Origin of the sequence: uncultured Lactobacillus sp. (genome assembly GCF_945290125.1) — a bacterium.
GTDB classification, from domain to species: domain Bacteria; phylum Bacillota; class Bacilli; order Lactobacillales; family Lactobacillaceae; genus Lactobacillus; species Lactobacillus rizhaonensis.
Genome location: NZ_CALYQV010000008.1, coordinates 26,608 through 48,424, shown reverse-complemented (window position 1 = coordinate 48,424; position 21,817 = coordinate 26,608). Strand labels below are relative to the sequence as shown.

Genomic DNA, 21,817 nt, shown 5'->3' with positions numbered 1-21,817 from the left:
CGAACCTTGGCGTTTCCTAAGGTATTAATATGCAATTCGTAATTTTTGACACCCAGTTTGGCTAATAAATCATGTGCCAAAACGATTGTTTCTACATCAGCTAAGGGATTATCCGAACCAAAACTTTCTATACCAATTTGATGGAACTCACGCTGACGACCTGCCTGAGGCCTTTCATACCGGAATGTTGACTCAATGTAATAAACATTTAGCGGCTTGGCTACCTCTGGAGCATAGAGCTTGTCTTCAACATAAGCACGAACTACACCAGCAGTTCCTTCGGGACGTAAAGCAATATGCCTGCCGCCTTTATCATTAAAGTCATACATTTCTTTTTCAACGACATCGGAAGTTTCACCACTTGAACGAGCAAAAACGCCATAATTTTCAAAACTCGGTGTCCTAATTTCCCGGTAATTTGCTTGTTTAAAAAATTCTCGCAATATTTGTTCAACTTTTTCCCACGAACCAGATTCGTCTGGCAAAATATCAACTGTCCCTTTAGGTCTTTGAACTCTCATTTAATCATCCTTTTAATAAAAAAACGTCCTTGAATAAATCAAGGGCGCTCTGAATTAGCACGGTACCACCTTTTACCTGCTGCGAATAACGCTCGCGATGCGATTATTATCTGGTAAAGGGGTCACAGTTAGTTTATTTTCCGTCTTCTCAGCAAAACAGACGGTCTCTGAATTTTAAAAACTACACTTCAGTCTTTGTCATTGATAATTCTTTTTTAGCTTATAGTTTTCCAGGCAAAAAGTCAACCTGTACAGCTGTTAAGCCTAGTTTTTATAGGTCCAGCACAATAGTGAAAGGACCATCATTTTGTAAATCAACCTGCATATCTGCGCCAAATTCTCCGGTTTCAACAGTTAAGCCCTGCTTTTTGAGCTCTTCATTAAACTGCTCCCATAATTTCGCGGATTTTGGTGGTTTCATAGCTTTGATGAAACTTGGTCGATTACCTTTTTTAGTGTCAGCTAATAGAGTAAATTGGCTCACGCTTAAGATTTGTCCACCTACATCTTTAATTGCCAGATTGGTTTTACCATTTTCATCTTCAAAAATTCGCATTTTGGCTATTTTAGCAGCGGCCTTTTTAATTTGCTCTACCCCATCGCCTTCTCTTAAACCAACTAGCAATAACAATCCTTTATTAATTTTTCCAATCGTATTGCCTGCAATTTTGACACTGGCATTATTTACTCTTTGGACGACAACTCGCATTAATTATCAGCTCTCCTTGTTTGGTAAACATCAGGAATATCTCTTAATTTTGATAAAATTCCATCTAATTGTGCAGAATTGTTAACTGCAACTGTCGCATAGATATGAGCAATGTTATCTTCATTTACTTTACCTGAAATATTATTAATATTTGGGGTCAGTGTATTTAATTTGGTAATGACATCAGTAAGCAGCTTTCCGCGATTGTAACCAAAAACTTCAATATTGGCATTAAATGCTTGAGCACTGTTTTCTTCAACATTTTCCCATTGCACTTCAATCAATCTGCCCTGGCTATCATCATTATTAACAATATTGCGGCAATCTGTTCTATGAATAGTTACACCACGGCCCTTAGTAACATAGCCAACAATTTCATCTCCCGGGACGGGATTACAACACTTAGCTAGATGAAGCATCAAGTCACTAATTCCTTGAATCATGACACCATTTTTATGCTTGATCTTCATTGCTTTAGAATCTTTTTTAGTTGCTGTAGTTTGCGAGGCAGATTTTTGTCCAGAGTTAAGAATTTCTTCTTCTAGCTGCTTTTGTTTCTTTTTCTCGTTTTCACGACGTATATCAGCTGTCAGCCTATTAACTACACCAATAGCGGAAAGATCACCAAAGCCGATTGAGGCATACATCTCGTCAGCAGTATGATAATTAATTTGTTCCAAAAGTGGCTCGATATGATCTTTAGACATAAATTCTTTTGGTGAAAGTCCCTGATCACGCAATTTATCGGCAACCATTTGCTGACCCTGCTCGATGCTGTGGTCCCGGTCAAGGTTTCTAAAATATCGCCTAATTTTATTACGAGCACGGGAAGTCTTAACCAAATCAACCCAATCACGAGATGGCGTCGCATTAGATTGTGTCATAATTTCAATGACATCGCCGTTTTTCAGCTTATAGTCTAAAGGCACCAATTTACCGTTAACTTTAGCTCCTACTGCATGACTGCCAACCTGAGTATGAATTTCATAAGCAAAGTCCAAGGTTACTGACCCTTTTGGCAGTTCATAAACTTCACCTTTGGGAGTAAAAACATAAACACGATCAGAAAAGATTTCACTCTTAACGCTTTTCATAAATTCATCAGCATCCTGAGTTTCATCTTTTAATTCTAAAATTTCGCGCACCATATCCAATTTTTCATTTGAACTGGTTTGTTCTACACCCTTAAAATTACCTCTTTTATAAGCCCAGTGGGCGGCAACACCATATTCGGCAATTTCATGCATTTGTTCAGTTCTAATTTGTATCTCAAGTGGGCGGCCGCCAGGACCAATAATAGTCGTATGAAGAGACTGATAACCATTTACTTTGGGAACAGCAATGTAGTCTTTGAAACGGCCAGGCATTGGTTTCCATTTCGTATGAACAGCTCCTAGCACTGCGTAACAGTCCTTAACCGTTTTAACGATAACCCGTACAGCTAACAAATCATAGATTTCATTAAAATCCTTATGTTTGTTAACCATCTTTTTATAAATAGAATAGATGTGCTTAGGTCTGCCATATATCTCATATTTAATTCCCAGACTATCCAAGCTTTCCTTAAGTGTCTTGATGGCATCTTGAATGTATTTTTCTCTTTGACTACGCTTGAGACTCATTAAATTGACAATGCGATAATATGCTTTAGGATTCAAGTAATGAAAACTCATATCTTCAAGTTCCCATTTAACTGTCCCAATACCCAGACGATCTGCTAATGGTGCATAAATATCCATTGTTTCTGAAGCAATTCGGCGTTGCTTATCGGGACGCAGATGCTCTAAAGTATGCATATTATGAAGTCTATCAGCCAGTTTAACCATAATTACACGGATATCTTTAGCCATTGCTATTAGCATTTTCCTGTGGTTTTCAGCTAAAAATTCCTGGTGTGATTTATACTGGTATTTATTCAGCTTAGTGACACCATCAACAATAAAAGCAACATCTTTACCAAATTTTTCTTTTATATCATCATTTGTAACTGGTGTATCTTCTACAGTATCGTGCAAAAAGCCTGCAGCGACAGTGTCAGGGTCAAGACTTAAATTAGCAAGCGTACCAGCCACCTGAGTAGGATGAACAATATAGGGTTGCCCTGAAGCTCTTTTTTGGTCTTTATGTGCGTTTGCAGCAAATTCATAAGCTTTTTCGACAAATGCAATTTGATCATCATTCATATATTTTTTACAGGTATCTATCACCTGCTCATGTGTCATTTCAATGTACTTAGACATATAAATCGCCCCTTCTAAAACTATGCATAAATTTGGTTATCCATTACACCAAAAATTTCTAAAATGAGGTAGATTAACCCAAACAGAAAGTTGTAATTGGCATATTTAATTAAAACGATTAAACAAAAACACCCCGGCATTAATAACAGCCAATAATGTTTGAGATTGCGCTTTTTGATTAGTTTACCAAGATGGTAACTGATAAAGCTGTTACCTAATATAAATAATAAACTCACGCGCCAAATAGTTCCTATTGAAAAAAGGCTAAATAATAACGGCAGGATCATGACTAAAATGCTCCAGCAAATTACTGGTGTCACCTCATAACTATTTAACTTTTTAATTACAGGTATATTTTTTATTTTGTCAATCAACTTGCTAGTTCCTTACTAATTTAATTATCTATTATAACTCATTTTAGTTATCTTTTCTTTCAATAATTAATCCTATCCAGCGGCCACTTTGCATTGATAGGACTACCTTGAAGCCATTTTCAGTTAATGCTTTTTTTATTTTTGCTAACTGCGAGCAATCTATTCCTGAAAAAATGACCTGTCCGCCCTCATTGAGATGATTATTTAACTGCGGAATCAAATCAAGGAGTATTTCAGCCAAAATGTTAGCAACTATAATATCATATTTACCCTGAACATTATCTAACAAGCTGGTTTTTTTAAGTTTAATATTAGTTAAATTGTTCAAAGAAATATTTTCATTAGCAGCAGTAATTGCTTCGTCTGAAATATCAGTTGCCAGAACAGAACGGGCTCCCAAAAAAGAAGAAGCAATAGCTAAAATTCCTGAACCGGTGCCAACATCACAAACTTTTTTGGGTCTTATAAGCGTTTGTTCAAGTCCAATCAGGGCTAGCTGCGTTGTTTCATGAGAACCGGTGCCAAAAGCCAAACCAGGATCTAATTTTATCACCTTTTGATCTTGAAAAACCGGCTGATATTCTTCCCATTCAGGTACTATTGCCAAATGGTGAGAAAAATCAATTGGGTGATAAAACTTTTGCCAAACAGTATTCCAGTCCTCATCTTTAATATAGGATGCACTTATTTCTGCTTTGCCTATTTGTAAACCATAGCTTTTTAATTCAGATAACTTTTGCTTATATTCTTCAATTAATTTCTCCTTATCTTGATCACTATCAAAATAAGCTAAAAATTGTAAATCTTCAGGTAAATCATTTATTTCATCAAGCTTAATCATTGTTGAGTCAGATTCCCAGCCAGCATGTTCAAAGTCAGACCTCTTTCGGGCCTCAGTGCCTAAACAATGCAAGACATCATTACTAAATATGTTTAAGGCATCTTCAACTTCGTGACTGGTTTCAATTTTAATAATCAGTAATTTCATTATTTTCTAAACTTCCTTTTTATTTTCCCTTTTTGTAATGCTATCATGAAAAGGGTGATCAATATGTCAAAAAAGAAAAATAATATTGAAAAAACACTTGTCGAAAAAATTTTAGACAAGAATAAGATTCCATATCGTCAAGCAGAATTCGCCACCCACGAGGATTCAGGTGGCATAGCACAAATGGATACATCCATTTTAAACGAGAAGGAACATTTGGTCTATAAAACTCTCGTTTGTTCTGGAAATAATACTAAAGTTCTGGTAGGGGTTGTACCAGTAACAGAACATTTAAGCATGAAAAAATTAGCGCAAAATTCCGGAAACAAAAAATGTGAAATGCTGCCTTTAAAAGATTTGGAAAAAACTACAGGCTATGCTCATGGTGCTAACACGCCTATTGGTATTTATTTCAAACACCATTTTCCCATTTTTCTTGATAAAAGCATGTCAAACGAAAGTGAGATAGCAGTTTCAAGTGGTAAAATTGGCCGCAGCGTTTTTTTAAAACCGCAAGATTTGCAAAAAATTACACATGCGAAGTTTTGCGACTTATTAGAGTAAAAACAAATAAATATATTTTTCTTAATTTCTGAAAAATATTTTATTTTAAAAAGTTATTTAGGTTATAGTATTAAAGCGCTTTTTCTAATATAATTAAAAGAAATGTAGAGTATGAAGAATAGGAATAACCAAATGACATTGTTAACAGATGAGCAAATTGCAAATATTGCACATGACTATTTTTTAAGTAAGTTAAATATTGCTGAGATTTCTAAGAAATACAATCTCTCTCGTTATCTTATTGCAAAGGCAATAGACGAAGCGGAAGACAAGGGCATTGTAAAAATTAGTATTTATCAAAGTCCCAAAAGAGCGCAAAATTTTGAACGGGAGTTTCAAAAACTTTTCGATCTAAAAGAAGTTTATATCTTAGAAGATAAAGAAACTAAAAATCAAGACAATGAAATGATTGTCAATTTTGCCGCCAAACAAATTCAAAATTATATTAATTCTGCTCACGTCGTGGGATTAACATGGGGAACACTTTTAAGAGACATTATTGATGACTTTTCAGCTGAAACTCGCGCTGACCTGACATTTGTTCAACTATTAGGTCAAGTAGTAAATTCTAGTAAACGAAAACAGCCGCTTATTCAACATGCTGCTGACAAATTTAATGCAAAAAGTCTAACTTTTCCCGCTCCTCTTTATGCAATTGATCCGGGACTGGTCAAAAAAATTCAGCAGGAACCCTACTATCAGCATATTGAAAAATATTTTTCACAACTTGATCTGATATTTGCAAGCATTGGTACCATGCAATCACTGGAATCAGGACAATTTTTTATGGATTATTACGCCAATAAACTGTTTACAGGGACTGAAAAAAATCAGTTAGCAGGAATTATTTTTGGCAGACCTTATGATATTAAAGGTCGCTTTTATAGTCCGATTGAGCCTCATATATCTGGCATCAGTCTTTCAGACATTTTAGCAGTTCCTGATCGGTTTATAATTGTTAAAAACCGGTTTAAAGAAGATGCGCTTTTGGGGGCTCTCAGATCTGGCATTATAACGCATTTAATAACCACTTCGGGTATAGCTGAAAGAGTTTTACGCAAAAATGAGGCACTTTAATTTGCAGATTTTTTACAGAATTCTTCATTATATAGGCTAGTAATATAATTTTGCAGATCTGCAACTGAGTGTGTTCTTGAACGGGCGCATTCTTTAGCTGGTTTGGAACATAGAAAGCATTTACGCACAGGCAAGTCCAAATCTTTGCGGGATATTGCCTGTTTTTGTTTTCTAATTAAGACATCGGCATCAAATAGTCGATTAATTTTTTGCTTATTTTCAAATTCAACTGCCCTTTTTTTAACTGAACGATAATTAGCATTAACGAGATAAAAGTTTTCTGAACCTGCTGCTCTTTCCCAATGTTCATATAAAGTAAAAGGTAATTGGCCATTTTGCAAAATTTCTGTCAAATTCAGAATACCTGAAGCAAAAATTTCTTTTAAATAGCGATTGTTTTTAATAGGACCGGGAATGTTTAGTTTAACATCCAGAAGTGTACATTCAGGAAACTTCTGAAAAATTGTTTGTTGCAACTGTACCCTTTCATCTTTATTTGCTAATACCTCTGTAATACTCTGTGGTTCCCCTTCAGTAAATATTGTTTTTACCATTTTTTCATCTTCTTTCTATTTTTATATTATAACTAAAAAGCGTGAGAACAAGTCTTACCCTCATTCTCACACTTTATCAAAATAATTAGTTAATCTTTTACTTGCTTAATTGTATCAATAATAGTGCCATCTCGATACTGAACTAAGGCAACAACACGATCAGTATATTCTATAGGCTTTGGAGTTCCAACCTGTTTTTGCGCCATTTCTTGCAGTTCTTTGATGTCAACAATATTGAGCTCGGGAACTTTAGCAAAAGCAGCTATTAAGTCTTTACGGCGGGGATTAATCGCAACTCCTCTTTCGGTCACTAAAACATCAATTGAATCTCCTGGTGTAACGACTGTTTCTACTTCTGGAACTACTGTAGCGTTGCGGCCACGTACTAACGGAGCAGTGATAATAGTCATTTTCGCTGCAGCCGCATCCTGGTGACCACCTATGGCACCACGAATAACACCATCGGAACCTGTCATTACGTTAACGTTAAAATTAGTATCGATTTGCAAAGCTGAGAGAATGGCCACATCTAAGTTATTTACTACAGCTCCCTTATTATGAGGATCAGCGTACCAGGAAGCATCAATTTCCTGTTGGTTTTTATTCTGGGCCATTGAAGCTGCAGCACCCTTGTCAAAGTCCTGAACATCCATAATTTTCTTGACCAGGCCTTCCTCAAGGAGATCAGTCGTAGGCTTAGTGATACCGCCGAGCGCGAATGATGCCTTAATCCCATCCTTTAGCATAGATTCTCTTAAGTATCTGGTCACTGCCAATGCAGCTCCACCAGATCCAGTCTGGAATGAAAATCCTTGTTTATAATATGGTGAATTTGTAATCACCTGATTAACAGTTTGTGCAATTTTCAGTTCTTTAGGATCTTTAGTGAAACGAGTTGCTCCTGAACCAATCTTATCAGCATCACCAATTTGATCAACCTTCACAACATAATCGACTTGAGTTTGTTTAATTGAGGCAGGTGTATTTGGATAATCAACAATATTATCTGTGAGTAAAACCACTTTATCCGCAAATTGCGCATCAATCAAAGCATAGCCCAAGGATCCAAAAACTGCATCCCCTTCTTGACCATTGGCGTTACCGGCAGGATCAGCATTTGGAACTCCTAAAAATGCCACGTCAATTTTGATTTCCCCTTCTTCAATAGAACGGGCCCTATTGCCATGAGAACGGAAAACTACTGGATTTTTCAAGCCACCGTGGGAAACAAAATCACCTAAACTACCTCTCATTCCAGATGAGGTGATATTTGTGATAACGCCCTTTTTTATTGCTTCAATTACCGTGTCATTCATAACACCAGTTAAGGAAGATGGAGCCAATGTCAAGTTTTGATAACCCATTTTAATAATTAAATTCATTACTTTATTAAAAGCAAAATCACCATTTCTAAAATGATGGTGGAAAGAAATAGTCATACCGTCTTTTAGAGTCTTCTTAATTACATCTTCTAAAGAATCTACCACTTTTGATTCGCCCGTGGTAACTTGCACTTTAGGAGCCACTCTCTTTACTTCAGGGTTACCTATTTCCACAGATTCAAACGGTTTAAGATTCATCTTAGTCATTAAATCATCTGGCAAATTGCGTTTTACTTTATTCTCCAATGTAATTACCCTCCTCATCAATTAAATTCGATGCTTTAGCAGTTTCAATAACACGATTAGCCTTCTCAACAACTGGTTTGTCGACCATTTTACCGTTCATTGAAATAACGCCTGAGCCTTTTGCCTTTGCTTCTTGAATAGCATTTTGGACAGAAAGAGCATTTTCAATTTCTTCCTTAGTAGGGTTAAATACCTTGTTAACCATAGGTATTTGTCTTGGATTAACTAAAGACTTACCATCATAACCTAGTTCATAGATGTATTTTGTTTCGCGGTAAAATCCTTCTGTATCATTCATATTAGAAAATACAGTGTCAAAGGCATAAACATCGGCTGCTCTGGCAGCTTGCAAAACCAAGTTGCGGGCAAATTCAAGTTCTCGTCCATCCGGATAACGGTGTGTGTGCATATCAGCAGTATAGTCTTCACCTGAAACAGCTAAGCCCATCATTAATGGGGTTGCAGTTGCAATTTCAGGAGCATTGAGAACACCTTTTGCACTCTCAATCGCTGCCATAACACCAATTGAGCCCTTTTCAACGCCATACTGTTCTTCAGCATTTTCCATATCCGCCACTAATTTTTTAATCATAGCGGCCGATTCAGTTTTAGGAAGACGAATAACATCTACTCCAGCGCGAACCATGGCTTTGACATCCTCGTCATAAAAAGGTGTGTCTTGACCATTAATTCTAACAACTATTTCAGCACCACCAAAATCAACTGTTTTAATAGCATTAAATACTAACATTCTGGCTGCGTCTTTTTCAGTTAACGAAACTGCATCTTCTAAATCCAGCATAATAGAGTCCGCTCCATAAATGCCAGCGTCTTTAACCATTGCAGGATTATTACCTGGTACAAACATCATTGTTCGACGCAAACGATTTTTAACATAAGTCATTTATTGCAATACCTCCAATCTTGGTTCGTCATTAGTTTCAGTTGCTCTTTGAGCAGCTGCTAATGTTCTTGCAGCAATCACGCAGTCAAGAGCTCCTTTGTCAGTAGCCTTAACTTTTGCGTTAGTAATACCAAATTTATTAAGTGTTTCTGTTATTACCTTTTTAATTTGATCACCGTATGATTTAGCTACCTCTGAATCCAGATCAACTTCAATCCCATTTTGACCAGCAGAGATCATTATCTGAATATCTGAAGATTCTAATGTTCCTGCTACTCCAACAGTTTTAATTTCCATCAATGTTCATTCCTTTCTTGATTCTTTCTTGTAAAATTTGATAATTTTCATTTATAAAATTCATTGTAGTTGGTGGAACTAGAGTGGAAATATCTTTTAAATCACTATTTTTGATCAATTGGCGCACACTAGTTGCCGTAATTATTTTTTCGTTGTCACGGAAACGTTGCACGATTTTAACGGCAATACTAGGACTAAGTATTTTTTCTAAACTTTGATTATAGAAATTAGTTGTCCTTGAAAATGGCTCAGTACCTAGATATCGTTTCTTAATTGTCAATTTTGGTGCAATAATATTTTTAAAAATTAAAGCATCAATCTCGGTTTGCGTTGTAATTAGTTCATCAGGTGACTTTAAAAAATAAGCCGGAAATGTCGAGCGTGAAACCAGGTAATCTCCACCACTAACTACCTCCACGTTTTTAAAGTTGGCAGTTCCTTTTTTTACCAAATCCATTCTTTCAGATGTTTTAAATAGAGAAGCATCTGTAGCCACTACAAAAACATAAACCAAATCATTTTCACTACTTGCCAGTTTTACTAACTTTTGGTGGCCCAAAGTAAAGGGATTAGCATTCATAACAATTGCTGCAACTTTTTTTTGATTTAGGTTTTTAATTCTAGGTATTTTGGCTAAAAAGTCTTGAGTACTTGGTGTTCCACTTTCTAAAAAAGCCGCAGTATCAGTATGAGCCAATTCATTAAAACCTAAATGGGTGAAACTAGACGAATATTTGGCTTTGGTAAATACGAATGAATGATAAATTTTCTGACCAAAAAGGTATTCTTGTAGAGCCGAAACTATTTGATTAAAGCGTGCCCCGTGAACAGAATCATCATTTGACACAGCTATGTATTTCAGAACTTTGCCAGCAATACTACCAGTTCCAACCAAATGGCCATCTTCATCTATTAAGCCAATAGTATGATCGAGAACGTCAACTTCGCGGGAGCTGAAATCTTTAATACCATGATTAATTAAGAAATTTTCCCATCTTGCTTTCGTGTCTGGGAAAGTTAAATTAAGGTCTATAGTTTTATCCATTTATTTGGTTCTCACTTTAGCTAAAATTCTTGCAAAAATTTCATAATTTCTTTATACATTTTCAGAGGCTGTTCCGCCTGAATTAAGTGACCACAGTTTGCTATTATTCCTGTGGAAATTTTAGGATTTAATTCCCTCATAGCATAGGCAAAATGATAATCAAAAAAGGGTGAATTTTGTCCTGCTAAAACTAGCATAGGAACTTTCAAGCTAATTAAAACGTCCCGCCAATCCTGCTCAGCATGATCTATTCGACAAAGATAATTTTCTTCGGCATTATACGGATATTTTTGAGCTTCAATTTTAGCCTTTTTAAACATCTCATCATTGATATGAGCAAAAATACCGTTGCCAAGATCTGCCTTTAAATAAACCGGATAATTTTTCCAAGTTAGATCTTTAAATCCATAGTGCCAAGTGCTGTCTTGAACCATTTTTGGAGGTTGATCTAAGTCAACAATTGCCTGCAATCTTTGCGAGCCAAATAGTGAAACATAAGCCCAAATGTTTGCGGCTCCCATGGAATTACCAACAGCAATAATATTTTTTAAATCCAATCTGCTAATGAGCTCAGCTAGATCAGCTGCATGGCGACTAATACGCTGCCCCTTAAACGTTCTTTGAGAACGTCCCTGATTTCGAGGATCAATTATTATAAAGCGGTAATCTTCTGCAAAAAGACTTACAGCCTCTTGCCATAATATTGCAGAACTACCTATGCCAGGAACCGCTAAAATAGGTTGACCACTTTTTAATGTATCGTAATAAGATATTCGAATACCATCATTAGTTATAAAGTTATTTGCCTTAAGCATTTACCAAATTCCAATAACTTTCATCCATAAAGTACCTATCACACCGAAAATCAGTAAATAAAGAATTCCTAAGATAAAGTTATATTTCCACCATTCACTCTGCTTAATGTAACCTGTTGTAGCTAATATAGAAGCCGGTCCATTAGCATAATGAGTGGTTGAAGCATTAATTGCTCCGGTAAACGCCAAGAGCATAGCTGATAATCCTAATGGAGCTCCTGTAGCAACAGCAACAGATAAGAATGGCAGGTATAATGCTGTCATATGTGCAGTACCACTGGCAAAGAAGTAGTGGGTGTAAAACATCAATATCACTAAAACAGCTAATACTATTTGCCAGCTTATTCCGTGAAGACCAGTCTGAATAGTCTTGGAGAACCAATCAATGAAGCCAAAGGAAATAAGTTTACTTGCCATAAATATTAAAATTGACAGCCAAATTAGAATGTTCCAAGCTCCAGTTTGGTTTAAAGCATCTTTCATAGTTAAGACGCCTGTTAGCAGCAACAAGCCAACAGCCAAAAAGGCTACAAAAGTAGAATCTAATTGAGGTATTTTGAAGATTCCGGATAAAACCCATAAAATTATAGCCAGCAAAAATACTATTGACATAATCATTTCAGGTTTTGTCACTGGTCCCATTTTTGCTAAACGGTCACTGGCCCACTTTTTAGCATTGGGAGTTTCTTTAATTTCTGGAGGAAAAATCTTATAAATCACAATTGGAATAATAATAGTTGCAACTAGAACAGGAACTATTGCTGCCGTAAACCAACTGATCCAAGTCATATTATAATTTTTCTGTGCTGCCATTTGGGATGCCACCATATTAGGAGCAGCACCCGTAATAAATAGAGCAGTTGACAGAATGTTTGCATGGAAGGCGGTAAAACTAAGATAAGCTCCAATTTTCTTTCTTGAATGGTCGTTAGGAAGAGAGTCATAATCTTTAGAGATTGATTCAGTCACCGGCCAAACTACACCACCTGTACGTGCACTATTTGATGGTATTAAAGCTCCTAAAACTAATTCCAAACCGGTAATAGCATAGCCAATACCAATGGACTTTTTACCAAATTTTTTAATCATCCAATACGCGATTCGATTACCTAAACCGGTTTTGCTAATACCATATGCCATGATAAAAGCCATAGCAATTAGCCAAGAAGCAGAATTACTAAAGGCGCTGAGAATACCAGAAGTTACTTTACCAGTTTTTGGATCTACAACATCTTTGATTGGAGCCAAACCAACTAAAACTGTGACTATCAGTCCAATTAAAGTAGTGCCACCTATTGGCAAAGGCTTTGTAATACAGCCAACAATAGTTGCTACAAAAATGGCAAACATCTCCCATGCTGGAGCAGACAAGCCGCTAGGTCTTAACGGTGTGATGCACCATAGGATAACGCCAATCACTAAAGGTAAAACGAAGCCCTTATAATTAACTTTTTCAAGTGTTTTCATAGTAATTACCTATAATTTTGCGGGCGATAAAAATCGTCGATAATTTCATAATTCTTATTCTTTAATTCATCATCAAGCCAATCTATATTTCCTGAACCATCATGAAAACTAGCAGCTTTTACTTCATCTTTTTCATGAAAATCCTGAACAACCGGCAACAACTCAGTTGCTTCTTCCAGAGCAATTTTAATAACACCATCAGCGTCACCTAAAATGACGTCACCGGGGTTAACACTAACGTTACCACAAGAAACCGGTACATTTAATTCTCCTGGCCCTTCTTTATAAGGGCCATCTGGAGTGGTACTTACAGCATAAATAGGCAAATCCCAGTTGCTTAAACTATCAATATCTCTTATTGGCCCATCAACTACTACACCAGCCACATGTCTTTGATCACGCAGCCATGTCATCATTACTTCACCAATGACTGCCCTGGTATTATCATCTTCATTATCAATGACAACCACATCACCTACTTGGCAATATTTTAAGGCTGCATAAATAGTTAAATTATCACCTGGGCGGTTATGGACTGTAAAAGCTGGACCACACATTTCTTCATGTGGGTGTGACATCAGTCTGATTCTGGGCGACATTGCACCTGTCCTATTCATACAGTCAGCTACATTTGATGATGGCAGCTTTTTATATGCAGAGATTACTTCTTTTGGAGGAAGCTTTCTTTGTAAAAAAATTCTCTTTCCAACCTGCATTATTCTTGCCTTCTTTTTAATTAATCTAAAGCAATATTATTCAGTACTTCCTGCATTTTGGCAGCTGAGTCCACCATCTTTGCCTTTTCAGGCTCTGAAAGTTCAGTCTCAATTACCTGACTGATTCCAGATCCGTCGATTACTGCAGGAGTGCCTAAATAAAGATTGCTTTTAATACCATACTCACCATTAATCGGTGCAGATAAAGGCAAAGCAAGTGAACGATTAGTCAATATTGCAGTAACAATTTGCGTTAACATCATCGCGATGCCATAAAATGTTGCACCTTTATTTTCAATTATATTTCCACCTTTTTGACGAATATTCAGTTCCACTTGGTTCAAAATATCATTATCAATATTAGCAAATTCTTTTAGTGATTTACCGCTAACAGTTGACTCGTCAAAGTTTTCAAATGATGTATCACCATGTTCGCCCAACACCATAGAATTAATTTCAGCTACAGGAACATTTAATCTCCTAGCTAAATCTACTTTTAAACGAGCAGTGTCAAGCGAAGTCCCCGTCCCTATTACTTTATTTTTAGGAAAGCCAGATAGTTTTTGAGTTAAAGTTGTCAATATATCAACTGGATTAGCAGAAACTAGGAAAATACCATCAAAACCCGATTCGACTACTGGTTGAATGATACTTTTCAAGATGCTAACATTTTTATTCACAAGATCAAGCCGACTCTCTCCTGGCTTGCGGGGAACACCTGCTGTAATAACAACCACAGCAGCGTCTTTTGCATCGGAGTATTCACCAGAATGAATATTACACTCACCTGTAAAAGGCAGTATATCTTCCAAATCCAGTGAGTCTCCAACCGGACGTTTCTTGACCACATCACAGATTACTAACTCGTCAACGCTAGTATGCTGCAGCAAATCATTTGCAAAAGTTGAACCTACAGCTCCGTCTCCAACCAATAATACTTTCTTATTCATTAAGTCATTTCCTTTCGAATTTTCTAAAAATGTAATCCTTTACATCCACATTATAAATTGTATTTCTGATATTTGCAATATTTAAAATAAATAATTTATTTTTTAAAAATAAAAAAAGTCTTACATATTTAAAATTCGGTTCGTTAATAAGGTAAAAATTAATATTTTTGACATAGCGTTTTTTTAAAACCAAAAACAAAAAACCCTTCGCCGCTGCTAAACGACAAAGAGCTAGAAATTTATTAAACATAATTTTGTTTATGTAAAGCTATAATTTTAATAGACAAATCAGTTGCAAAACCACGACTTACAAAACGTGGAATCTGAAAAAACTATCAAGATTGCCACCAGCTGACAGTTACTTTTTAAGCGTTAGTTTAGTTGATTATAGTTATTGATTTTTGACAAACTTGCTCATTTGTATTCCTGCCTGCCTACCAAAAATGACTGTTTCAGCAATTGAGTTGCCACCAATTCGATTATTTCCGTGTAACCCGCCTGAAACTTCTCCCGCAGCATAGAGGCCTTTAATTATATTGCCATCGGTATCATAAACTTCAGTTTGGGGATTTATATGGATACCACCCATAGTATAGTGAATAGCCGGGTTAATATGAATTGCAAAGAATGGTCCCTGCGCAATTTTATGCTCCATTCCCGTTGTTCTGCCAAATTCTTTATCTGTTTTATTTCTGACTGACTCATTCCAATTAGTAATAGTCTCGTTCAAGTTCGAAGCTGTGACACCAATATTTTGAGCTAGATCAGAAATTGATTCCCCATGACTAACCAATCCTACGTGGTCATAAAATTCAACGGCAGTAAAGTTATTCCTAATACCTTGATCGAAAACCAAAAAAGCACCGTTTTCGTCTAAGTTGCTAATTGCGTCAGAAACAATTTTACGTGTACTTAACTCGTTGACGAATCTTTTACCAGATTTGTTAACGAGGATAGCTCCTTCTCCTCTTAAGCCTTCTCCTATCAAGTAGACGTGGTCAGTATCAGTTTGAGCAGTTGGATGCACTTGAATAAAGTCCATTTGCTCTAACTGAGCGTCAATTTGACTAGCAAGCTTTAAGCCATCGCCAGTAGCACCAGGCTGATTCGTAGTCTGATAATTTACAAGGTCAGGACGATATTTTTTAATTAATTCTTTAGATGAACCAAAGCCACCAGAAGCTAAAAGAATAGCGTTTGCACTCACTTTTACTTGTCCATTCAGAGTATCAACCTGAACACCAGTTACTTGCTGTTTGTTATCTTGTAAAAGCTTAGTTACTTTTACATTATTAAAAACTGGTATTTTATCTTTTTGTATTTGCTTTAAAGCTCCAGTTACTAAATAATTGCCTACCGGTGCCATTGAAGCAGGACGGTGAGCTCTCTTTTTGCTCATCCCACCTGTAATAGTTAAATTAGTTAGCTCTATACCGTGATCTTTTAGCCAATCTATGGCAAGAGCAGAATGATCGACAAAATAGCGTAAAAGTTCGCGGTCATTCATCATTCCTCCGCCTTTGAGAGTTTCACGGTAAAAATCTTCTTTATCATCTATGATTCCTTGTTTTATTTGAACAAGACTTTCAGAAGCATTCATTCCAGAAGAAGCCCTGTTTGTATTCCCACCTAAATCAGAATTCTTTTCAAAGACAGCAACATTCAGTCCTAATTCATGAGCCTGAATCGCTGCAGTTAAGCCGGCACCACCTGCACCGATTATAATTGCGTCGTAACTTTCTTGTATTTCAGAAGCCTTATTAGGCGTAAAAACAAATTTACCCATTGATTTCTCCTCTACAGAAATTTAAAAGATTTATTTTTCAGGATTAGTCTGAGATATATTGGTCATCTCCATATAATCCATCCATTCATCATATTCCTTTTTGGTTAATTTGCCACTTTTAAGGGCTGCTTCTTTAAGCGTTGTTCCTTCTTTATCCGCAGTCTGTGCAATCTTAGCAGCTGCATGATAGCCAATATGAGGTGACAAAGCCGTCACTGTCATCAAAGAACTTTCAAGTAAATTGTCCATTTTTGCAGCATTTACTGTTAAGCCGGCAATCATTTTATCAGCAAAACCTTTAATGGTACCGGTTAAAATGTCACAAGAATCCAGAAAAGCTGTGATCATGACAGTTTTATAAACATTCATTTCAAAATTACCCTGAGAACAAGCAAAAGTGATAGTAGTATCATTGCCAAAAACTTTTGCAGCTGCCATAGTCACGGCCTCAGCTTGTGTAGGATTAACTTTGCCAGGCATAATCGAAGAACCCGGTTCATTGGCCGGAATATTAAGTTCATGATAGCCTGCCCTTGGACCTGATGCCAAGAATCTTATATCTTGGGCTATCTTAAACATGTCGGCAGCCAAAGTTTTTAAAGCACCATGGACAACATCTATGCCAGAATGATGAGCTAAACCCCAAAATTTATTGGTATTAACTTTAAAATCATGGCCGTAAACTTGAGATAGTTTGTCAGCAATTTTGACAGTCATTCCAGGTGCAGCATTAAGGCCTGTTCCAACAGCAGTACCACCGATTGCCAGTTCATATAATGTAGGCTTAAGCTCTTGGATATAAGATAAATCATGTTTTAAAGCTGAAATATAACCTGAAATCTCCTGCCCAAAAGTTATCGGAGTAGCATCTTGCAAGTGAGTACGGCCAACTTTGACGGTTTGCCAATATTTGGTCTGCTTAATTTTGAGTTCGTCAATTAAATGTTGCACGGCAGGTTCAAGCTTATCTAAAGCTTCAACTGCCACAATATTCATTGCTGTTGGATAAGTATCGTTTGAAGATTGCCCTCTGTTAACGTCATCATTGGGTAAAATATCCAAATTTGGGTACATCTTGTTAGCTAGATTTGCTACTACTTCGTTAACGTTCATATTGCTCTGAGTACCAGAACCGGTTTGTAATACGTGTAAAGGAAAATCTTGACGCAATTCATGATCATCTAATTTTAATAGTTGATCTATTGCTTCCTCAATAGCCTGCCCTTTTTCTGCTGGTTCAGCGCCAACTTCTACATTCGATTCAGCTGCAGCTTTTTTTAAATGTAAAAAAGCACGAATAATTGCAAGCGGCATTAATTCACCACTGGGAAAATTGTTACGACTTCTTTCAGTTTGAGGACCCCACAATGCATCTTTAGGAATTTTAACGGGGCCAATTGTATCACTTTCAACACGGTATTCTTCTTTACTCATACTAAATCTCCTTTTTCAAATGTTAGTATTTTAGCCATTAAAAGCAGTAATATTCTCATGCACTCATAATACAAGTTTTTAGTCTTATTTTCAATATTTTAAAATAAAAGGGGTATCATTTTGAAATTTTAAAATTAATTTTATTTTATCAAAAAAGCACTCTTATTAAGTGCCTTAATTAGAATTTTATATTTTTAGTGTTTCAGCATTAATAGCTACGATGACCGTTGACAATGACATAAAAATCGCTCCAACAGCCGGCGATAGCAAAATTTCCCAAGGTGCAAGTATACCTGCTGCCAGTGGTAAAGCTATGATATTGTAGCCTGCTCCCCACCATAAGTTTTCAATGGTTTTTCTTTGAGTATGCTGTGCAAGGTTGAGGAAACTGATAATATCAAATGGTTCACTGTTCACTAAAACAACATCAGCTGAGTCCACGGCAACATCAGTTCCTGCTCCTATAGCGACACCAATGTCAGCTTTAGCTAAGCTAGGAGCATCATTTATCCCATCTCCCACCATCATGACTTTGTTTCCTTTTTCTTGAAGCTGTGCGACAATTTTTTGCTTGTCATCTGGCATTAAGCCTGAGTGAACCTCAGAAATTTTAAGTTTCTGCGCAATACTCTGAGCAACTTTTTCATTATCACCAGTTAGTATCACCGGTGTAATGTTAAGATCTTTAATTTGCTTAATTAAAGCTGCTGCATTTTTCTTTATTTCATCACCAACTGCTACATAACCTATAAGCTCATTTCCTGCAACTAAATAGCTGGAAGTGTAGTTTAAAGCATCAATTTCCGGGAAATGACCCACCAAACTTCTAGCAGCTTTTTCTTTTACAAGTTGATATTCCTTTCCATTTAAAGTTCCAGAGACTCCTTTACCATCCAAAGACTTACTATTTGACAATGGATAGAGCTCAATATTTTTTTCCTTAGCAAACTGTAAAATGCTTTGCGCAATCGGGTGATTAGAATCTTGCTCAAGTGAAGCGATCAGTTTAATTACTTCATCTGCACTGTACGACTTATTCAAGCTGTCACATTTGCGCACTTGAAACTTGCCTTCCGTCAGAGTGCCAGTTTTATCTAAAAGCAAATAATTAATTTTAGAGCTGACGCTGATCACGTTGCGATTTCTGATCAATAAGCCATTTTTAGCACCGATTGAGGTACTCTTAGCATTTACTAAAGGAATAGCCAAACCGAGTGCATGAGGACAAGCAATAACTAACACAGTTACCATCCGTTCAAGACCACCAGAAATTCCGCGTAAGCTAGTCCAAACAATTAAAGCTATAATACCAAAAATAAGAGCAGCATAAAATAACCAGCGGGAAACCCGATCGGCTAAGTTTTGCAACCGCGATTTATTCATTTGAGAAGATTGCACTAACTTATTAACATTGGCCAAGAAGCCTGAATTTGCGGAGCTAGTAACTTTGACAGTTAAAGTACCAGAGCCATTTATTGAGCCACCAATTACCTTGTCATTTTCTTTGCGCGTAACTGCACTCGATTCTCCAGTGACGAGCGATTCATTTACTTGACTTGAACCATTTAATACCACGCCATCAAGTGGGATACTTTCACCGGCTTTGACTAATATAACAGCATTTTTTTGGACAGCATTAATTGCTACGTCTTCAGTTCGGCCATTATTTTGAACGTGAACTTTATCTGGCAGAAGTTTTGCCAAATCATGAACTGAGCTATTCGCATTCATTACGGACTTCATTTCAATCCAATGTCCTAAAAGCATAATTAAAATTAAAGTTGCCAATTCCCAAAAGAAATCCATTACATGAACTTTGCTGTTTAGTAAATTGTTTTCAACGAAAGCATAAATACTATAAATATAAGCAGTAGTAATCCCTAAAGAAATCAAAGTCATCATTTCTGGCTTTTTTGCTTTTATTTCATAAAATGCACCTGATAAGAAGGGCTCACCGCCATAGAAGTAAAGAATTGTGGCAAAAATGGCTACAACCCATTCAGAACCTGGAAATGAAAATTGAAATGGCAAATGAACTCCCATTGCAGGCGACAAAAAGATAATTGGCAAAGATAATATTAATGAAAGCCAAAACTTTCTTTTCAAATTACCCATATGCATCATATGACCGCCATGCATCATCATGTCCTGATTTCCCATTTTCATTGAAGAATCAGCGTTCATTGAATGATTCATATTTTCACTATGATTCATGTTCATATTATTCAAATTACTCAATCCTACCTTTTATATTAAACAGATTGCTTTTTCTTTAATCTACTTTTATAAACAGTTGTTGTCAAAAGATGCGCTTGAGAAATCGAACAATATTTACACAATTAATTACTTTTTTGCTTATGATAAAAATGGATGATTAAACCGATTGCTAAACCGATAACCGCTGGAATAACCCAATCCATACCTATGTCCGCAAAAGGAAGAAATTGTAATTGGAATGCTCTTAATTGTAGTGCCCAGGCTTGTTTGCTAACTAGCGCAGGAAAAGACGCAATCATATCGAAAACGGCCGGAATAAAAGTAAAGGCGATACCCCAAAAGTAAACAACTGGATCATGGTCAAATAAGGAACCACAAATTGACAATATAATCAATACCATAGCGATTGGATATAAAAACATTAACATTGGTGTTGACCAGGAAATAATTGTGTCTAAACCAAAATTAGCAGTAATGAAGGAAACAATAGTCATAATTGTCAGCCAACCATGGTAACTAATTTTACTAAAACTGCGGTGAAAGTCTTGCGCGAATGCGGCAATTAAACCGACTGCAGTAGTTAAACAGGTTAATGTAACTAACGTAGCAAGTAAAGCATGACCAAAGTCACCCAGATAATATGTAACAATTTGGTTAAAGACAGTTCCTCCTTCAGCAGAAATTTTAAATTGATTTAATGTCGTTGCTCCAACCCAAATTAAACCAACGTAAATGATGCCAATTGCACCTGTAGCAATCACACCAGCTCTGGCAGTCACTTTTGCGTTACTTTTCGCAGAAGTTTTACCAAGTTGTCTTACGGCTGAAACTATTGTATAGCCGAAAGCCAAACCAGCCAGTGCATCCATAGTGTTATATCCTTCTAAAAAGCCATTAAAGAAAGGCGCACTTTGATAAGCCGCGGTAACATTTTGATTTCTGGCAGCACCCATTGGTGAAATTGCAGCTAATAAAAAAACTGAAAATAACAGTAATAAAAACAAAGGATTTAAAATTTTACCAATACTAGTCAAAATCGTAGATTGCTTATAAGAAATAATAAAAGCCAAAATGAAAAATATTGCCGAGAATATTAAAAGTGCTGGCTTAGTTGCCGATTTCGGCAATACCGGTTGCAAGCCAACTGAAAAGGAAATACTCGCGGTCCGTGGTGTGGCAAATAATGGTCCTAGTGTCAAGTGGATTAAAACCATAAACGCAAGAGCAAAACTATTTCCCAAAGGTTTACCAATATCATAAACCCCCTTAGCATGACTGGCACTAATAGCTAAAACAGCTAATAGTGGCAAAAGCACAGCCGTTACTAAAAAGCCAAAAGTGGCCATTCCCCAATTTGCTCCTGAAAGCTGGCCTAAATGAATTGGGAAAATCAGATTACCTGCACCAAAAAATAGACCGAATAGCAATGATGCAACTACTAAATATTGTTTCCAAGATAAAGGCTTGGTATTAACATCTCTTTCAATTTCTTCCATTACAGTTCCTCCTGATAAATATAAACGCTTAATAT

The 21,817-nt window shown here is 36.4% G+C and carries 20 protein-coding genes; 2 read left to right on the top strand and 18 right to left on the bottom strand.

The features are described from left to right. The 5 genes from Q0K80_RS02620 to prmA all read right to left on the bottom strand — a co-directional run. Window positions 1-521: ATP phosphoribosyltransferase regulatory subunit (locus tag Q0K80_RS02620; RefSeq protein ID WP_294602720.1), on the bottom strand; the 521-nt coding region annotated here is incomplete at its 3' end. A gap of 271 nt (window positions 522-792) precedes the next feature. After that, window positions 793-1,230 (bottom strand): D-aminoacyl-tRNA deacylase, encoded by a 438-nt coding sequence (gene dtd, locus Q0K80_RS02615; RefSeq protein WP_294602717.1) that lies wholly within the window; start codon window positions 1,228-1,230, stop codon window positions 793-795. After that, window positions 1,230-3,470: a bifunctional (p)ppGpp synthetase/guanosine-3',5'-bis(diphosphate) 3'-pyrophosphohydrolase gene (locus Q0K80_RS02610; protein WP_294602714.1), complete on the bottom strand. Its 2,241-nt coding sequence runs from the start codon at window positions 3,468-3,470 to the stop codon at window positions 1,230-1,232. The genes dtd and Q0K80_RS02610 overlap by 1 nt, the downstream gene beginning before the upstream one ends. A gap of 20 nt (window positions 3,471-3,490) precedes the next feature. Further along, window positions 3,491-3,844 carry a hypothetical protein gene (locus tag Q0K80_RS02605; RefSeq protein WP_294602712.1) on the bottom strand — a complete coding sequence of 118 codons (354 nt, stop codon included), beginning with the start codon at window positions 3,842-3,844 and terminating at the stop codon, window positions 3,491-3,493. A gap of 43 nt (window positions 3,845-3,887) precedes the next feature. Then, window positions 3,888-4,832: a 50S ribosomal protein L11 methyltransferase gene (prmA, locus tag Q0K80_RS02600; protein WP_294602709.1), complete on the bottom strand. Its 945-nt coding sequence runs from the start codon at window positions 4,830-4,832 to the stop codon at window positions 3,888-3,890. Between the two features lie 63 nt (window positions 4,833-4,895). Here prmA and ybaK point away from each other — a divergent pair, with 63 nt between their 5' ends. Continuing rightward, window positions 4,896-5,396, top strand: a complete 501-nt coding sequence (ybaK, locus tag Q0K80_RS02595; RefSeq protein WP_294602706.1) for a Cys-tRNA(Pro) deacylase — start codon at window positions 4,896-4,898, stop codon at window positions 5,394-5,396. Between the two features lie 132 nt (window positions 5,397-5,528). Then, window positions 5,529-6,473: a sugar-binding domain-containing protein gene (locus Q0K80_RS02590; protein ID WP_294602704.1), complete on the top strand. Its 945-nt coding sequence runs from the start codon at window positions 5,529-5,531 to the stop codon at window positions 6,471-6,473. Here Q0K80_RS02590 and citX read toward each other — a convergent pair. The 13 genes from citX to brnQ form a co-directional block, all read right to left on the bottom strand. Then, the gene (gene citX, locus Q0K80_RS02585) at window positions 6,470-7,027 is read right to left on the bottom strand and encodes a citrate lyase holo-[acyl-carrier protein] synthase (protein WP_294602701.1); all 558 of its coding nucleotides are present in this window, start codon (window positions 7,025-7,027) and stop codon (window positions 6,470-6,472) included. The two genes, Q0K80_RS02590 and citX, sit on opposite strands and share 4 nt — an antisense overlap. Window positions 7,028-7,116: 89 nt before the next feature. Beyond that, window positions 7,117-8,655 (bottom strand): citrate lyase subunit alpha, encoded by a 1,539-nt coding sequence (gene citF / locus Q0K80_RS02580; RefSeq protein ID WP_294602699.1) that lies wholly within the window; start codon window positions 8,653-8,655, stop codon window positions 7,117-7,119. Next, window positions 8,645-9,559 (bottom strand): aldolase/citrate lyase family protein, encoded by a 915-nt coding sequence (locus tag Q0K80_RS02575; protein ID WP_294602696.1) that lies wholly within the window; start codon window positions 9,557-9,559, stop codon window positions 8,645-8,647. Before Q0K80_RS02575 ends, citF begins: the two co-directional genes overlap by 11 nt. Next, window positions 9,560-9,856, bottom strand: coding sequence for a citrate lyase acyl carrier protein (gene citD, locus Q0K80_RS02570; protein ID WP_294602694.1), 297 nt, complete (start codon window positions 9,854-9,856; stop codon window positions 9,560-9,562). It lies immediately after the preceding gene. Beyond that, window positions 9,846-10,901 carry a [citrate (pro-3S)-lyase] ligase gene (citC, locus tag Q0K80_RS02565; protein ID WP_294602691.1) on the bottom strand — a complete coding sequence of 352 codons (1,056 nt, stop codon included), beginning with the start codon at window positions 10,899-10,901 and terminating at the stop codon, window positions 9,846-9,848. The genes citD and citC overlap by 11 nt, the downstream gene beginning before the upstream one ends. A 20-nt stretch (window positions 10,902-10,921) precedes the next feature. Further along, window positions 10,922-11,716, bottom strand: a complete 795-nt coding sequence (locus tag Q0K80_RS02560) for an alpha/beta hydrolase (RefSeq protein ID WP_294602688.1) — start codon at window positions 11,714-11,716, stop codon at window positions 10,922-10,924. Next, on the bottom strand, window positions 11,717-13,183 hold the full coding sequence (locus Q0K80_RS02555; RefSeq protein ID WP_294602685.1) for a DASS family sodium-coupled anion symporter: 1,467 nt from the start codon (window positions 13,181-13,183) through the stop codon (window positions 11,717-11,719). A 5-nt stretch (window positions 13,184-13,188) separates the two neighbouring features. Then, entirely contained in the window at window positions 13,189-13,899 is a 711-nt protein-coding gene (locus tag Q0K80_RS02550; protein WP_294602682.1) for an RraA family protein, read from the bottom strand. 20 nt (window positions 13,900-13,919) lie between these two features. Continuing rightward, window positions 13,920-14,849, bottom strand: a complete 930-nt coding sequence (locus tag Q0K80_RS02545) for an L-lactate dehydrogenase (RefSeq protein WP_294602679.1) — start codon at window positions 14,847-14,849, stop codon at window positions 13,920-13,922. A gap of 391 nt (window positions 14,850-15,240) precedes the next feature. Then, a complete protein-coding gene (locus Q0K80_RS02540; protein WP_294602676.1) occupies window positions 15,241-16,635 on the bottom strand; it encodes a flavocytochrome c in 1,395 nt (464 codons plus the stop codon). A gap of 30 nt (window positions 16,636-16,665) precedes the next feature. Then, window positions 16,666-18,069 carry a class II fumarate hydratase gene (locus Q0K80_RS02535; protein WP_294602673.1) on the bottom strand — a complete coding sequence of 468 codons (1,404 nt, stop codon included), beginning with the start codon at window positions 18,067-18,069 and terminating at the stop codon, window positions 16,666-16,668. Window positions 18,070-18,255: 186 nt separating this feature from the next. Next, window positions 18,256-20,307 carry a copper-translocating P-type ATPase gene (locus tag Q0K80_RS02530; RefSeq protein WP_294602667.1) on the bottom strand — a complete coding sequence of 684 codons (2,052 nt, stop codon included), beginning with the start codon at window positions 20,305-20,307 and terminating at the stop codon, window positions 18,256-18,258. A 101-nt stretch (window positions 20,308-20,408) separates the two neighbouring features. Then, window positions 20,409-21,782: a branched-chain amino acid transport system II carrier protein gene (gene brnQ / locus Q0K80_RS02525; protein WP_294602664.1), complete on the bottom strand. Its 1,374-nt coding sequence runs from the start codon at window positions 21,780-21,782 to the stop codon at window positions 20,409-20,411. Window positions 21,783-21,817: the final 35 nt, after the last annotated feature.